Origin of the sequence: Paenibacillus suaedae (genome assembly GCF_032337355.1) — a bacterium.
In the GTDB taxonomy this organism is placed as follows: Bacteria; Bacillota; Bacilli; order Paenibacillales; family Paenibacillaceae; genus Paenibacillus_B; species Paenibacillus_B suaedae.
In genome coordinates this window covers 1,371,368-1,386,851 of sequence record NZ_JAVYAA010000001.1, presented here as the reverse complement: position 1 = coordinate 1,386,851, position 15,484 = coordinate 1,371,368, and the positions used below count along the sequence as shown (strand labels likewise).

13 protein-coding genes, 1 pseudogene and 1 CRISPR repeat array are annotated in these 15,484 nt (G+C 39.8%); of the genes and pseudogenes, 9 read left to right on the top strand and 5 right to left on the bottom strand.

Annotated elements, in window-relative coordinates; genetic code table 11:
• The first annotated feature begins 126 nt into the window (after nt 1–126).
• Nucleotides 127–516, top strand: coding sequence for a BsuPI-related putative proteinase inhibitor (locus tag RQP50_RS06135; RefSeq protein WP_315744024.1), 390 nt, complete (start codon nt 127–129; stop codon nt 514–516).
• Nucleotides 517–554: 38 nt separating this feature from the next.
• Here the strand turns inward: RQP50_RS06135 and RQP50_RS06130 are convergent, their stop codons facing one another.
• A complete protein-coding gene (locus tag RQP50_RS06130) occupies nt 555–1,010 on the bottom strand; it encodes a macro domain-containing protein (protein ID WP_315744022.1) in 456 nt (151 codons plus the stop codon).
• Nucleotides 1,011–1,634: 624 nt separating this feature from the next.
• Between RQP50_RS06130 and RQP50_RS06125 the strand changes: the two genes are divergently transcribed.
• The 8 genes and pseudogenes from RQP50_RS06125 (at nt 1,635) to RQP50_RS06090 (ending at nt 8,431) form a co-directional block, all read left to right on the top strand.
• Complete coding sequence (locus tag RQP50_RS06125; RefSeq protein WP_315744020.1) at nt 1,635–2,096, top strand: hypothetical protein; 462 nt, start codon at nt 1,635–1,637, stop codon at nt 2,094–2,096.
• 855 nt (nt 2,097–2,951) lie between these two features.
• Nucleotides 2,952–3,206: pseudogene (locus RQP50_RS29440) on the top strand (bacterial surface protein); the annotation flags it as partial.
• 74 nt (nt 3,207–3,280) lie between these two features.
• Nucleotides 3,281–3,460, top strand: coding sequence for a hypothetical protein (locus RQP50_RS06115; RefSeq protein ID WP_072727782.1), 180 nt, complete (start codon nt 3,281–3,283; stop codon nt 3,458–3,460).
• 585 nt (nt 3,461–4,045) lie between these two features.
• Nucleotides 4,046–5,314, top strand: a complete 1,269-nt coding sequence (locus tag RQP50_RS06110) for an ABC transporter substrate-binding protein (protein WP_315744015.1) — start codon at nt 4,046–4,048, stop codon at nt 5,312–5,314.
• 150 nt (nt 5,315–5,464) lie between these two features.
• On the top strand, nt 5,465–5,851 hold the full coding sequence (locus RQP50_RS06105) for a hypothetical protein (protein WP_315744013.1): 387 nt from the start codon (nt 5,465–5,467) through the stop codon (nt 5,849–5,851).
• A gap of 61 nt (nt 5,852–5,912) precedes the next feature.
• Complete coding sequence (locus RQP50_RS06100) at nt 5,913–7,211, top strand: ABC transporter substrate-binding protein (protein ID WP_315744011.1); 1,299 nt, start codon at nt 5,913–5,915, stop codon at nt 7,209–7,211.
• A 245-nt stretch (nt 7,212–7,456) separates the two neighbouring features.
• Nucleotides 7,457–7,906, top strand: a complete 450-nt coding sequence (locus RQP50_RS06095; RefSeq protein WP_315744009.1) for a hypothetical protein — start codon at nt 7,457–7,459, stop codon at nt 7,904–7,906.
• A gap of 159 nt (nt 7,907–8,065) precedes the next feature.
• The gene (locus tag RQP50_RS06090) at nt 8,066–8,431 is read left to right on the top strand and encodes a hypothetical protein (protein WP_315744007.1); all 366 of its coding nucleotides are present in this window, start codon (nt 8,066–8,068) and stop codon (nt 8,429–8,431) included.
• Nucleotides 8,432–9,320: 889 nt separating this feature from the next.
• On the opposite strand, the gene RQP50_RS06085 is transcribed toward RQP50_RS06090, so the two are convergent.
• The 4 genes from RQP50_RS06085 to cas6 (RQP50_RS06070) all read right to left on the bottom strand — a co-directional run bounded on the left by RQP50_RS06085 (nt 9,321) and on the right by cas6 (RQP50_RS06070) (nt 15,328).
• The gene (locus RQP50_RS06085) at nt 9,321–9,593 is read right to left on the bottom strand and encodes an aspartyl-phosphate phosphatase Spo0E family protein (RefSeq protein ID WP_315744005.1); all 273 of its coding nucleotides are present in this window, start codon (nt 9,591–9,593) and stop codon (nt 9,321–9,323) included.
• Between the two features lie 259 nt (nt 9,594–9,852).
• Entirely contained in the window at nt 9,853–11,136 is a 1,284-nt protein-coding gene (locus RQP50_RS06080; protein ID WP_315744003.1) for a helix-turn-helix domain-containing protein, read from the bottom strand.
• Between the two features lie 519 nt (nt 11,137–11,655).
• A CRISPR array of direct repeats spans nt 11,656–12,225; the repeat unit is 30 nt; unit sequence GTTTCAATTCCTTATAGGTACGTTACAAAC.
• Nucleotides 12,226–12,458: 233 nt separating this feature from the next.
• Complete coding sequence (gene cas6, locus RQP50_RS06075; RefSeq protein WP_315744001.1) at nt 12,459–13,097, bottom strand: CRISPR-associated endoribonuclease Cas6; 639 nt, start codon at nt 13,095–13,097, stop codon at nt 12,459–12,461.
• A 1,475-nt stretch (nt 13,098–14,572) separates the two neighbouring features.
• Nucleotides 14,573–15,328, bottom strand: a complete 756-nt coding sequence (gene cas6 / locus RQP50_RS06070) for a CRISPR-associated endoribonuclease Cas6 (protein ID WP_315743999.1) — start codon at nt 15,326–15,328, stop codon at nt 14,573–14,575.
• Nucleotides 15,329–15,484 lie beyond the last annotated feature (156 nt).

Below are 15,484 nucleotides of genomic sequence, written 5' to 3'. Positions count from 1 at the left end.
AATTTGTAAGAGAAACCGACTTCGGAGATAGTAACTCTCGGGTGGAATCTTTCGCAGCAGCTGCACGTTATGAGGGGTGAGGTTGTTTCTGTTTTTTATCATATAGATGGATAAGGGGCGAGTCATATGGTTACAACGTTTCTCTCAACAGAGCAGCATAAGGACTACGTAGCACTGCAATTCGGGATACACAATGTGGCAGGAGAAGATCTGGTCATTTCCTACGGCTCGCAACCGTATGACTTTATCGTCACGAATGAAGTTGGCAAGGAAGTGTACCGTTGGTCGTTGAATAAATTTTTTACCGCAGAAGTAGTCGAACGAACCTTGAACAAGGATGAGAAGATGAGCTATGAGGAACGATGGTCTTTTCAAAATAACGAAGACAAGCCGGTACCGAGAGGCAAATACAAGATAGAAGTAGTCTTCCTCATTCACCTGCCTGAGTTGATCGAGCCACAATCTCCTCAGTACCTGTCAATCAGCTCCGAGATCAGTACCAACATCGATAAGTAGCGGGAAGATGTATTGATTGGAATATCGATACGATACAGTTATAGCTTGTACAACTTAACATCATAATCGCCGAATACATGTTCAATCATCTCACTGACAACATCCCAATCTCCATTCGCCAAGCCACAACCGATACCATATGGCAAAGCAACAGATAATTGGTTCTGTACTGCATATTCTCGTAACGTAGTCAGGGAGGCTCGAAGCGCCTCATAGTTCGTATATACTCTACTCTTTTGTCGGCCATATTCTAATTGACCGAACAGATTCGCTATATGTCTGGAACCTTCCTGGACGATATGACACTGGCCCAGCAACTCATCTGGACTGTTATGCTGGGAACAATACTGCTTATAGCTTGGATACAACATACTGTATTTGTCCCGCAGTGCCTTCGCAATGCCTGAGCCCATGACCCCTTGGCAGTTTACCTGATGTCCAATAATCGGTTCCTTCGCATTTAATAAATCACCTATGATTACGTTTACTGGCATTCAGCACCTCTCCTTGTCAATTTGACATATATGCTTTGTTCATTGAACTAAAAAACGAACCATAAGGTATGATGCATGTTGTGAATGTGAAAATACCCAACCCCAATTCTCTCCTTGAACATATTTCGATCTTTAACAAGGAGATCCCTGCTAAAATATGAATGTAGTGTCGTTCAAAAAAAGTAACCTGTCACAATGACAGGTTACTTTTGCTTCTCACTTCTATAAACAAACATCCTCTAATCGTTTAACTCTACGAGGAATACTTATCAATTTGCGAATGCAATAATAAATTCCAAATAGAACTAATATCACGCCAGCAACAAACAATAATAGCTCCGGCCAATATACCCATCCCACTACATCCACCTCCAGCTGCTGTAAAGATCTGTATCATCATTATATCAAAACTGTTAAATGAAACCAATATCCGGAATAACCAACTATATTTCAACACAAAAAAATAATCCAATAATATCCATAAATACTATATACTCGGACAATAATGTATGTTAAGATTAATCATGGTTGGCCAGCCAGAAACTGAGTTCTTTTACATCTTGGTATTTCATACACGCTACTAGGATCTACATTCAGATTCTGAAATAATGGGAGGCATGAAATATGCAGAGATTAAAGAAACTATCAGCATCAATCGCGCTGATCGCTTGTTTAATGGTCTTTGGATCAAGTTCGTCGTTTGCACTCCATGGTTGGGGAGATACAATGAGAACAGCTAACGACATGTCAGACGGCTCTTATTACCAGTCTTGGGTACCTCTCGAAAGCTTGACTGACGAAGATTGGTATGTCTATGATAATTCCTACGGACAATGGGAACAAAATTACTATGTGTTGTTGACTCCCCCATTTGGTTTGAATTTGCAACTCCAATACGTTCGAACGGATTATGATAACAATATTATCTCGATTCAATATATAAACCAAAACGGCCCGGGCTTACAAGAGTTTCATAGTGGAACCGTTAAGCCGCGAGAAAAAGCTTTTTATCGCGTAATGCCAGTTGGGCCGAACGATTTCGATCCGAATTCGAAATACAAGTTCGAGTTCAAAAAAACAATTTAAATTTACTAATTGAGCAAATAGAGCCGTGGGATTTTTTCCTCAACGGCTCTTGTTTATTTGCTACTAAGAAAAAAGGGTTTCTCGCCGTATCATTGTCTCTGTTTTTGGCCATTGCATTAATCGCGCTTCCATTCTCCGACGCTAAACTCCTCTTAGCTATTTTAATGCTCCGACAAACGTTCTCTTTCCACCACTCAATATATATATTTTATAAATTTTTTTCTATTTCTATCAATAAATGGGTTCATATGTTTAAACAATCCCTATTTATACCCGGTAATATGTCCATATATTAATCATTTAAGGAGATTCGATCTTATGAAAAAATACTTGCTGCCTGTTTTATTATCCATCTTTCTTGTATTATCATTTTCTTCAAGTGTATATGCTTCAAATATTAGGCAAGCATCCAGCAATCCCGAGAACGGTTGGAAAAGATTCCTGTATGACGAGTTCAACATAACATACGAGGGACAATGGGCTGTCTGTGAGGTGTCGCGCTGTACCAAAAACGTATGGCAAACGGGCGGCGCGAAGATGAAATTTAATTTCGTCGGAGAACAATTCCGATTCATTTCCTACTACTTCAGCACTGGCTCAAAGGACATCGATGTTTATATTGATGGAGTAAAAACAGACAATTTCTCACTCTACGGCAATAATGACAGCACTTCGAGAATCACGTACGAAAGCCCTAGTTTGGTGTCCAAAGAACACTCCGTTGAAATCGTGAACAACACGAAAGAATATTTATATATCGTTGCTCTGGATTTGCCTGACGGCAGCACATTACAACCGTTCGATCCGAAAACACCGGAACCTAAACCAGAGCCAAAGCCCGAGCCTAAACCAGAACCGGAACCCGAACAAGGCGAAAGAGCAATTCTAGTCGTTGCCATGATAACGGGGGTAGAAAAGGAATTTGACCTGAGCATGGGAGAAGTGAACGCCTTTATCAACTAGTATGAAAATAAACAAGCCGGTTCAGGCACGGCATCCTATGCCATAAACAAGCATAACAATAACAAGGGCCCGTTCAGCAACCGCAAAGACTATGTAATTTTCGATAAAATACTAACGTTCGAAGTAAATGAGTATTCCATAAAATAATTCTGAGAGACGTAGGAAAAACCTCCACATTTGTCGAAGTATGTAGAACTATCGACGGAAAGGAGGTTATTTTTATGGATAAGTCTATAATTCTTAAACTAGTTAACGAAGTTACCGAAGAGGTTTTCGCCAAAAATAAAGACGCCCTGGAAGATGATTCTGTCTTAACAGGTAATGTTGAATTGACTGTTCGCTTATCAGCTCTGACGACAATTAAAATTCTTGAGCGCCTCGAACTTATCGATTCAGACTAGGATTTTTCTTCTATGCTTTTCAAAGCCTCCGCAACAGTTCTTTCCCAACTCTGCTTAATCGATTTCAATGATTATTTCTCTAGCTGCCCCGATTGAAGGGCAGCTAGCTCTCCCCTCACTCCCTTATTCGTTGTTCACATCCTTCGCCTCCTCTCAATCAAAAAGGCCTCGCCGTAAGCGAGACCCAAAAGTTAGTGATATTGACTTATTTTTTTGTCGTTAAAGCTTCCTCGACAAGACAAATCTCCTCAATATTTTCTGCGATCATTGTATCGTATTCAGCTAGCTCATTCACCTTTTATGTAGAATCGCACTTTCTTTCTCTCTATCTTTAATCTTAACTATATGAACATGCAAAGCAATGGGCTAAATTCAATTAAACATACTGTTTAGTCATACACATCATTATTGTTCCGTGAAAGCTCGTCGACCAACCGAACAACTGCGACTTATATAGATGTTCTTCTAACACCTCAATATAACTTCCCCACTCCCTATTTACATTTATACCAATATATAGTATAAATGACTTACAGACTAATTGGTATATTTTAGAAGTCTAATTTCCACATCGAGGTGTTTCTATTGAAAAGAAGACTCTTTCCAACGCTTCTCGCTTCAATACTATGCTTAGCTAGTATATTAACGGGGTGTCAAAAAAACGAGGCCCCTCCATTCTCTAAGGATAAAAAGGCAGAGCTTACGATTGCGTATACGAATGAAAATGCTTTTCTAAAGCGCTACGGCAATCTATTTAATCAAGAGTACCCTAATATAAGGCTTTCTATCGTATCTACGATTCCTCTCGTGACCAAGAAGTTATCTGTGGAGAACTGGGTCCAGCAGAACAAATTCGATATTATCTATTTGCCGCCTGATCTAGTAAAAGAAATGGCAGAACGCAACGATTTGCAAGATTTGGACTTATGGATAAAGCGGGATTCCTTCCAGCTGGAAGAATACATTCCGCAAGTCATCGAATATGCCCGCTCAATTGGAAATGGGAAGCTATATGGGTTACCTCCTACCTTCTACGGACAAGCTATCGCATACAATAAAGACCTTTTCGATACGTACCATATCGAATATCCGCAAGAAGGAATGACTTGGGAGGACTTGCTCCGCTTGTCCGGTAAATTTCCAAAGGATGACGGGCGTGGCAACACGCTTATCGGTCTTGGAACCAATGATTCTTCTTCCTTTGAATTCATGCTGAAAGTCGGCTTCGGGCAAGGCCTAACCATGATGCAGGGCAATCCACCCCAAGCGACAGTCTCAAGCGACTCCTGGAAGCAAATTTGGCAGCTTACGCTTCCCTTATTGAAGAGTGGACAATTAATAAATAGCTCCGATCTCAATACGTATATGGAGGCCTTTCATGCTGGCAAGCAAGCAATGGCTGTGGTTACGTATGAAGAGTACAAGCAGTTGGCCGCCCAGAAAAAAACTACATTTCAATGGGCGCTAGCTCCATTTCCTGTTAACCCCAACCAGTCGGACAACAACGATACATTGCTAATCGACGGATTGTATGCAGTATCCGCTCAATCTACAGAGAAAGAAGCAGCTTGGGAACTGGTAAAGTTTCTTAATTCTCGCACCGTTGCGAAATGGAATTACCGCTCTTTATATGGCTTTTCCACCTTACAACATGAATTGAGCACGAATCAAGAGGAACGTGAACGACTATCTGCCATGTATGCGTCGCGGCAATCCTATCATCCCATAGGAGAAGTACCGTTTGAACTTGTAGATAAGGCGAATGCTGCAATCAAAAACATACTGGATGGCGGTCAGTCGCTGGAAGAAGCTCTGCAACAATTGCAGAACGAGGCTCAGCAGATTCCAAAGTAATTCCGATGTATGCGGATCATTCCGTTTACATATATCACATCATCCAGATTGTACAAGTGAGTCGTTACTACGTCTTGCTGGGGGTGATTCATTGTTGCACCGCAGAACTGCAGAATGGATTTGCAACAATAAATGAAGGAGATGTGAAGAATGACAAAGAAAATTACTGTGTTATGCCTTGTAACTGCCTTGTGCTTCGTTAGTGTGGCGTCAGTATCAGCTGCCGGAAAGGATCCGGATGCAGAGACGGTTGCATACATCGACTATGTCATTGGAAACCAAAAGAAAGTGAAAGGCAAATCTTATGCCCGAACAACCAATTCGAACATGAAAAAAATTAATGTGTTCGGAACCTTCTACGAGGGATCAACCCAGAAGGAACAAGGAACCAACTCTACGACTACCAGCGGCAATGAAACAGCATGGTACACAGGCGAATACAGTGCAACAGGTTCTTACAAGTTGAATACATTGTCGCGTACATACTACAAGGATGGAACAGAAAGCGATCAATCATCAGCAAGCGATTCTTGGTAACAGCTAAAAAGGGTGGGCCCCCCACCCTTTTTTCCAGTTTATATTCGTTGGAGGTATCATCATGGGGAAGAACAAAGTTGCAATACTCTGTATTATACTCTCGATGCTATTATTATCAGCTTGCCAAAGCAACGTCGAGAAGCCGATAACGATCACGGTGGAATATCCTTCACCAACCGAATTCTACAAGAGATATGGCCATGCCTTTGAGCAAAAATCCTCCTATATTAGCATTCAAGTTATCCCCGAGGCGGATCAGTCATCACCGGCTGATCTACGTTATATGGACAATTTATCCTCTTATAAGAAGCTTAGCGACTCAGGCGATCTACTTAATCTTGAATCGTTTATCAAGCAAGATCCTGATGCATGGAAGAATATATCTCCGATCATGTTCGATTCCTTAAAAAGGATTTCTGGAGACCGGCTTTACGGTTTGGCGCCTACCTTTTCAAGCTACGCCATTTACTACAATAAAGATATGTTTGCTACATACAAAATCCCGCTTCCGAAGAATCAATCCACTTGGAAAGATATCTTTGACTTGGCGACCCGCTTTCCCTTGCAGACCGATGATGGAGAGCCGTTATACGGATTTAAGCCCAATTATTATGAAAATGTAGGAATCTCGCTCATTATGCGTTGGGGACAAACGGAAGGATTGCGATTCATCGATCCCGAAACCTTACAAATCCAGATGAACACACCCGCATGGAAGGCAATATGGAGTAGAACGATTGACGCTCTGCGCTCTGGACGCATCTATAAGCAAACGCAGCAAACCGAAGGTACGATGTCACTCGACCCCATCTACACAGGCAATGCCGCTATGGTGCTGCAATCCCAGGTCGCCGCTTATAATTTTGACATTAATCGTAATTTCGAGGGCGGAAAGGCTATTAATTGGGGCATGGTGACTGTTCCTGTAGATCCGCGAAAGCCGGAATTCAGCGATTACTATCGCATTGAGGAAATTTACGGAATCTCAACAGCTTCGGAGCGGCAGGAAGCAGCTTGGGAGTTGCTGAAGTGGATGATGCAAGGAGGAGCCGTGACTTCCACGGAGATCAACCACGGACTTCCGGCGCGAACCGAACTTATTGCTACCGTGAAGGGACATGACCTAACCCCATTGACGATGCTTAAGGCTACCCCATCCAGTCACAATCCTTATGATTCCGTTCATTACGATATCATCAACGCTTTCAAAAGCGTCGGGAACCAAATCGTGGAGGACGTCATTGCGAATAAACTAACCATTGAAGAAGCATTAATTCAGATCGATGAAAAAGGCCGGCAGGCGGTCGATGCCGCAGCCATTGAAGTATCCAAATCCGAGGAAAATAACGGTTCTGAGTAAGGACGCTCCGCTGCAATTATGGATAATCCATATGTACAGGTAAACCAAAAAGTCGAGTATGGAGGCACTTGCAAGCCCTAACTCGACCTATAGGGTTGCCGTTTTTTTCAACCTCGAAACTCCTTTTTCCTATCATTTCGTTCAATCCTAATAGGTACGTTCAAACGAATCAGTTTCGTCTATGATGTTTTACGTGCGTATATGAGCAATTAATCATATAATGTAGAAAAAAGGAGGTTATTTATTTGAAGAAAATTAGTGCAATATTCTTGATTTGCGTATTAGTATTGGTAGGCTGCGGAGGTGGACAAGCATCCAAAGATGAAGCTTTAGCACTCGATTATGTCAATACATACCTAAACGGCACCGACAAAGAGGCTAAGAAAAAGTTCGTTGAAGAGAAGGTACATCCAGAAGCTATGCCGCTGTTCGCTATGGGGATAAGCCTAGAAATTCCTGAAAAGAATATGTACAAAAACCCGAAAGTTATTGAATCAACGGAGTATGAAAAGGATGGAGAGAAAGCCACTATCGTATTGCTGTCAGGAACTGTAGACGGGAAAGATAAAGAAATGATCGTGTTAACGATGGATGGGAAAATAGGATTCGGCTTCGAGTCTGATAGCAAAAGTGAGAGTATGAAGAAAAATTATGATGAGATGCGTTCCAAGTTCAGAACTGAGCCACTGAAGTAACAAACAAGCCTCGGGCAATCCGAGGCTTTATTTTTTATGGGGCAGCACCAACACGTCATTCGCACAACAAAAAAAGTAAATTTAAGGTATTAATCACGCAAAATGGAATATATAAATAAGGAGGTGGCCATCTCTCAGTTCGAAAGAAGGAGTGTTTACATGAAAAAAGGATTTCTTGCCGTATCATTTTCACTGTTTTTGGCCATTGCTTTAATCGTGTTGCCTTTCTCCGGCACTAATGTAGATGCTAAAGGGGTAAGCGGCTCAATCACGATCAACAAAGAAACATATAAATATATCGAAGAATCTTTCGGAAAAAATCGAGGGATTACATTCAATCCAGGCCAGCATACGTACAAAATAGCCCCGAATCCTCACGACAATCCCAAATACAACAAAAAACAAGAGCAGTTCTATGAGGAGATCGCAAAAGGCGTTAAAACTCTTGTAGAAAAATCAGGCTGGAAAGATACGCTCAGCAACATTACAGCTCTGGGTGAAACCTATACATTAGCTCCACGCTAAAATAGTTCTGCAAGAATACAACATGTTGTATCCCACAGTACCTTGTCTTACCCATCTTCAATGTATTCCCAAACATACACTTAATCTAATAGAAGCATCCCGAGCCCTTGTTAAGACAAGGGCTCTTTCCTTTTTGTCCCCATCCAATATCAATAACTCCTTTATGCTACACCCAAAATATCACTATGCCCTGCAACGCGCCTAGCTTGGTGTTTTTTCGAAATGTCATCAAGCCTGCGACCCGGAATGGTCATGAATGTTTGTTTTTCGAAGGCAATCCTGCTGATTATAGGGCTACAACCCACACAACGAAGGAGTGAACAGAATATAAAAAAATATGCCTATGATAAGGGAGTGCAGTCATGTCAACAGCCAGTCTAAAAAAGTTTGTCGGTAAATATGTGTTCGTACGTATTAAGGGCCAAAATAAAGGGTTTCCTTCCTTTGTACAAGAGGTAGTCGTCAGACAAGGGAGAGGTTGGATTACACTGTGGAAATGTTTTAAGTGTGCAGGTCCCGTTCAAATTCTCTATCGAACGAACCAAATTGCCAACATTCGTATTGTCGATGATCCTTTGTCAGAGAATAAATGCAATAGCAGCAGAGGAACAAGAAAGCAAAAGTAAAACCAACGCCGTCCTAGATAGAGTTCACTGTGAAGTTCGTTGTTGTATTCGCGTTAATCTTTTCAGACCTTGGTATTTCCGACTGGAAAGACCGGGGTCTTTGTGTAAAGTGCACCGTTTAAAGGAAACCCTCATATCTACTTGACTTTGCAGTTCCCACACTTCTTGAAGCCATTGCATCAAGCCTCCTCTATATGAATCTGTTATTACCATTTCAATTAAAATAACCCCAATATGTTAAGCAAAATATCGGGGTTACTGAATTATTGATTCTTTCTTTTTTCCTGACGTGATTGCATTTGCACAATGTATGTATCAAGTTGTTGGCTAATTCGTATCACTTCTTCGTCTGCAAATCCACCTTTAATCTGAACAGTCTCTGTAAGCTTCTTTCTTAGCTCATTTATTTTATGCTCCAATAAATCTATAACGCTCACCTCACGTACACTATCTCTCTCCTGAGTATAATGCACGTTCCAGTAAGATATGTGAGAAAATACCACTGTTTCACTTTGTCGAAAAATGAAAAAGAGCATCAAATGATGCTCCCAACATTACCACGGATATATGCTACCTGATCCGCCTGAGAGTGCCGCTACTGTTGTCACAAAGGTAACTGTTTATAGAAGAGACTTGAAATACAGGCTTTTGATTAAGTTTTTCATACTTAACCCTCCATTTCTTACCACGGATGAATGATCCCAATATCTGCAGCCAATGAATCAGTTGTTGTTACAAATATAACTAAGTAGAAACAGGATTTGAAGAAAAGTTTTTTTATCATTTTTTTCATACCTAATCCTCCAATTCTTTTGAACTCTGAATAAAGTATGTGTTCAATTTTTCAAATGTGGACTGAGGGGATACGCTATGCTCTAAATGGATACGCACAACGGTATTCAGACATTCTTTTTCTTTAGTCGTATCATTGACTTTGGAGTAGTTCAAGGCTGCCTCCACCATATAGGTAACGCATGTTTCATAATTGCCTAATGCTAAATAATATTCGCCTTTTATCCGAAGGTAATCGGCGTATCCTAAAAAAATGAAAGGATTGCCTTTGTCTAGGATTGTCGAGTCTATCTTACTGTTCTCCAGCAAAGTCTTTGCGTCTTTCAGGTTGTTTTGCTGTAAGTATAATTGAAGGAGATTTTTTGTTGCAGGAAGGGCAGAGAGATCACTGCAAGTCTTAAGAAATGTAAGGAGTTGTTCGATTGCTAGGTCTGTATTTCCTTTCTTGGCCTTTAATAACGCTTCGGCAAGAACCACGTTTTCTTGGACATTGGGATAATTAAATTGTTTGTACTGTAGACAGTAAAATTCTGATTCTTCGTATTCTCCAATGCAGAAATATGCTTCAATAAGGATACCAAGTGCATTTACTTTATGGTGACTTGCATTGCTGTCTTCAGCAAGTATTTTCTTACAGTGATGAATACTCTCTTTATAGAATTTTAAGTTGAATGCATGAACACCTAATTTGTAGTATAGCTCGATCTGCTCTTGTTGAGATAAGAAATCAATATAATGAAGGACATATTTTCCATCGGAATAAGTTTCCTTCAATTTGCTAAAATCATTTCTTTCAATTAGATAGCATCGATACATCCCCTTGGCGATATAAGGCATAATTCCATGTGAGCGAGAGTGTTCAACGATGAGGTTATACAGTGGCAATTTAATGGAGGTGTCTTCTATGGAGTCGATGTGTTGATAAAGCCTTTCGGTCAAGTCAAAGCTGTCTTCATTCGGAGATTCAAGGTATTTGGTCGCAACTTTTCGGATCAGTTCAATAGAACTTTCTTGCCGAATCGTTGATTGTAGAATTTGTAGCAAGGATTCCGCTCTTTTCTCAACCTCTACATAATAATCAACCAATGTTTCAAAAGGTATATTCAATGTCACTGCCAATGGACGCACACTCGAAAATTCTGGACGCTTTACTTCGCCGTTCTCGATTCTTGAAATCGTACCTCTAGGAACACCTGATAATTCTGACAATTGAGTGATCGTCATATTTAATGAGCGCCTTGTATCTTGGATTAGTTCACCGATTGTTGTAATGATAGTTGCGTTCAATATCATCCCTCCTTTTTATCAAATTACTACCTATATTTTACCATGTCGTATAGATCGTGTAAATTTAATGATTTTAAGAGGAAAAACATATGAAAAGGAGCAAGAATCATCTCACTCCTTTGTTTTTAGACGGCTGCAGGCTGAAGCATCGAGAAATAAACAGATACCTGTTTCTCAACCCTTTCTGCAAGTCGAACCACTCCTAATTGCGCTACATTACCGATCCCCATTTAGCCATCCTAATTTCAAATCCTCATAGGTACGTTAGAAACATCTCTGGATCCTTCCCTACGCCGCTTTCATAACCAACGTTTCAACTCCACATAGGTACGTAACAAACGGATTAGACTGAGGAAAAGCTTGAAACTATCAGAAAATTATTTCAATTCCTCATAGGTACGTTACAACCCCCAACCTGCTCGGATTGAGTTCGCCGTCATGCTCTGGTTTCAATTCCTTATAGGTACACAGGTACATTACAAACGAACACTAAAGGTCAATTTGATTATTCAGAAGTACTATTTTAATTCCTTATAGGTACGTTACAAACTGTTTCTATCTTATTTGCATCAAGGTCGAGGTCGGAATAGTTTCAATTCCTTATAGGTACGTTACAAACTCAAATGAGGATCGGGTTTATTGTGAAGCTGAAAATAGGTTTCAATTCCTTATAGGTACGGTACAAACATTTCAGCTTGGAGAACGTGAAAGAGTTTCTGCAGGCGTTTCAATTCCTTATAGGTACGTTACAAACTCCAATTTCCACCGTGATTTCACCCAAGGCATTAGTCGGTTTCAATTCCTTATAGGTACGTTACAAACGGCGTTACTGGCGGAGGAATAGATCTTTCAACCGAGTTTCAATTCCTTATAGGTACATTACAAACGATGATTACGTTATTCGCTACTATGATATGAACATCTTGGGTTTCAATTCCTTATAGGTACGTTACAAACGAAGAAGAGGATGCAAACAATTGGTGATGTTCTTAGGTTTCAATTCCTTATAGGTACGGTACAAACGGTTTATGGTGCGCTGGTGCAGATAACAGAGAACTAGTTTCAATTCCTTATAGGTACGTTACAAACCCATCAAAAGCCCACTGTTATTGCATTTTTTGAAACCAAAATAACCCTAAAAAGAAAGAAGCCAACACCAATGTACCACACTTTTCCTTGACGTGATAGGCTTCTCAGTAAAATTCAATTGTCGTCGATCCCCCGGGGGTTTTTACGCTATTGGGGGTCGACGACAACATTGCAATCAATAATTCTTACCGAGTATAGGGTAGTCCCTTCACCAACATACAGCAAGTTTACAATTAATCCCTGAGATTTCGGACTATCTCATAAAGCCCATGACCGTTAGAATTTTTAGCGCCGAGTCCCACATCATAGGTTAATTGAATCAAATCTAAATCGCCTTCCAATAAGAAATCTCCTGTCCATCCTTTAATCAGTGTTGACTTAAACTTAGATGTTATTGGCTTAATTCGTTCCCGATGAAGAGGAGTCAGCGAAAGCGGTTTATCGACCGCCAAAGGTTTTCCATGGAAAGCTTCGTATTTTTTGAGGGCGTTTGCTTGGATTAGCCCACTGAATTCCTCTTCCAAAGGCGAATAAAAATATGTCTTTTTCTTATCGTCAAGCTGAAATGTACTGTACATGGTAACAGGCGTGAGAAAGCGTATTTGCATTTTCTCGCTGACAGTTTCATGAATTTGATCAATAGAAACAACCTTAACTTGACTGCTGCCCAAACGGAAATCATCTCTTATTATTAAAGAAGACACCAATTCCTGAATCAATTTTTTATCATATGCCGAAAATATAAATGAAACATGCGGTGATTCAAATTCTAAGATGGAAGAATCTCTATCCAGTTTATATGAACCGTTCAGCCTGGAAAAAGTAAACATGCGGAATTGGCGTTTTCCTCGTTGATAACCTGTATTATGCAAAAAATCCCGGTATTCATCATCCCTGATACTATGATAAATAAGGCCATGAAGCTATTCTTGATGATTTATAGGTATGGTAAGCTTTCCGTCAAAGGTTAATGTAATTTTGATTCTCAATATCTTATCCCCCCTGTTGCTGAATATCGATACTATCGATATTCATTTTCCATTTACGTTTGAATTGCTACTAGTCAAAAATCTCAAAACACTGAAAACTGATCCGTTACATTTAATTTCCTCGATCACGTTCAATATCAACGATTGGTAAAAATAACTTACCTTTGAAATCATTCCTCATAGGTACAATACAAACGGACGCCGTTTCTATGGCGGATCGCTTCGATTTCGGATTTCAATTCCTCATAGGTACGTTATAAACTGTCCGCGAGTTCCTTTAGGTTTGAGCGTACGTGTTTCAATTTCAATTCCTCATAGGTATGTTATAAACTACTATGGCGTCTTTTTCTTTTGCCACAAGTTACATATTTCAATTCCTCATAGGTACGTTATAAACCCGTGAAAAGCCTGATGTTACAGCGTTTTCTGAAATTAATATAAATCTTAATTGAAAAGCAACAACATCAATGTACAATACTTTCCCTTGATGTCATAGGTTTCGAGACAAAATTCAGTTGTCGTCGATCCCCCGGGATTTTTACGCTATTGGGGGTCGACGACAACATTTAAAAATAAAGATAGTTCCCGGTATAGTAAATAGAAAAGTTTTCTTCTATTCATCAATTTACAGCAAGTTCATTACCAATCCCTGAGGGATCAATTCATAAAATTCAAAAGCCGTATAATTTCTAACAATTTATACAAACCGTTAGTCTCGGTAAAATTAACATCCCGAATTGACATTTGTTAAGCTGCATCTATCACATTAATAATCTTGTAACCGCCACACACTTCTCATTCCCATGTCCTTAATCCAATCCTCATGAATATTTTCAAACGTAACCATGAGAGCTTATATTTGAAGCATTTCTCTTATTTCATTCCTTATAGGTACGTTACAAACCCGCGCAACAGGGAGGAACGAAGACATGGCAGGAAGACAGTTTCAATTCCTTATAGGCACGTTATAAACGAGAAATACCAAGCTGAGAAGAAGGCCGAAGAGGAGTTTCAATTCCTTATAGGTACGTTATAAACTCAGCTTGCATTGATGTTGAATATTGCAGTCGAGAAGGTTTCAATTCCTTATAGGTACGTTATAAACCCGTTAAAAACCCACTATTATACCAATTTTTGAAACTAAAATAAACCTAAACAGAAAGAAGCCAACATCAATGTACCACACTTTTCCTTGACGTCATAGGTTTTGCAGTAATATTCATTTGTCGTCGATCCCCCGGTGTTTTTACGCTATGAGGGGTCGACGACAGCATTACAAAATAATAATCGTACCCGATATAGTTGATTTTAAATGTTTTCCTCTTCATCAATTTACAGCAAGTTTACAATCAATACGATCAATCCCCTAGGTGTCGAATCACTTCATAGAGACCATGACCGTTAGAATTTTTAGCGCCGAGTCCCACATCATAGGTTAATTGTATCAGATCTAAATCGCCTTCCAATAAAAAATCTCCCGTCCATCCTTTAATCAACGTTGACTTAAACTTAGATGTTATTGACTTGATTCGTTCTCGATAGAAGGGGATAAGCGAGATCGATTTATTGACTGCAATAGCTTCCCCATGTAATGCTTCGTATTTTTTAAGAGCATTTGCGTGGATTAATTTACTAAACTCCTCTTCCCAAGGCGAATAAAAATACGTCTTTTTCTTATCGTGAAGCTGAAATGTGCTATACATGGTAACAGGCGTGAGAAGACGAATAAGCATTTTCTCGCTTACGGTATCATGGATTTGATCAATAGAAACAACCTTAACCTGACTACTTCCCAAACGGAGATCATCTCTTATTAATAAAGAAGACACCAATTCCTGAATCAATTTTTTATCATATGCTGAAAATATAAATGAAACATGCGGTGGTTCAAATTCTAAAGTAGAAGAATTTCTGTCTAGTTTATACGATCCGTTTAGCCTAGAGAAAGTAAACATCCGGAATTGGCGTTTTCCCTGTTGATAGCCCGTATTATGCAAAAAGTTCCGATACCCATCATCCCTGATACTATGGTAAATAAGACCATGAATCCATTCTTGATGATTTATAGGCATGGTAAGCTTACCGTCAAAGGTCAATGTAATTTTGATTCTCAAAACCTTGTCCCCCTTTTTAAAACACTCCGGTTTGCCTATACTTTGATATTTTTCAATTTCCGTTCACGTTTGAATTGCTACTAGTCAAAAATCTCAAAATACCGAAAGCTGATCTGTTAAAATTCATTTTCTCTATCACGCGTTCAAAATCTTACA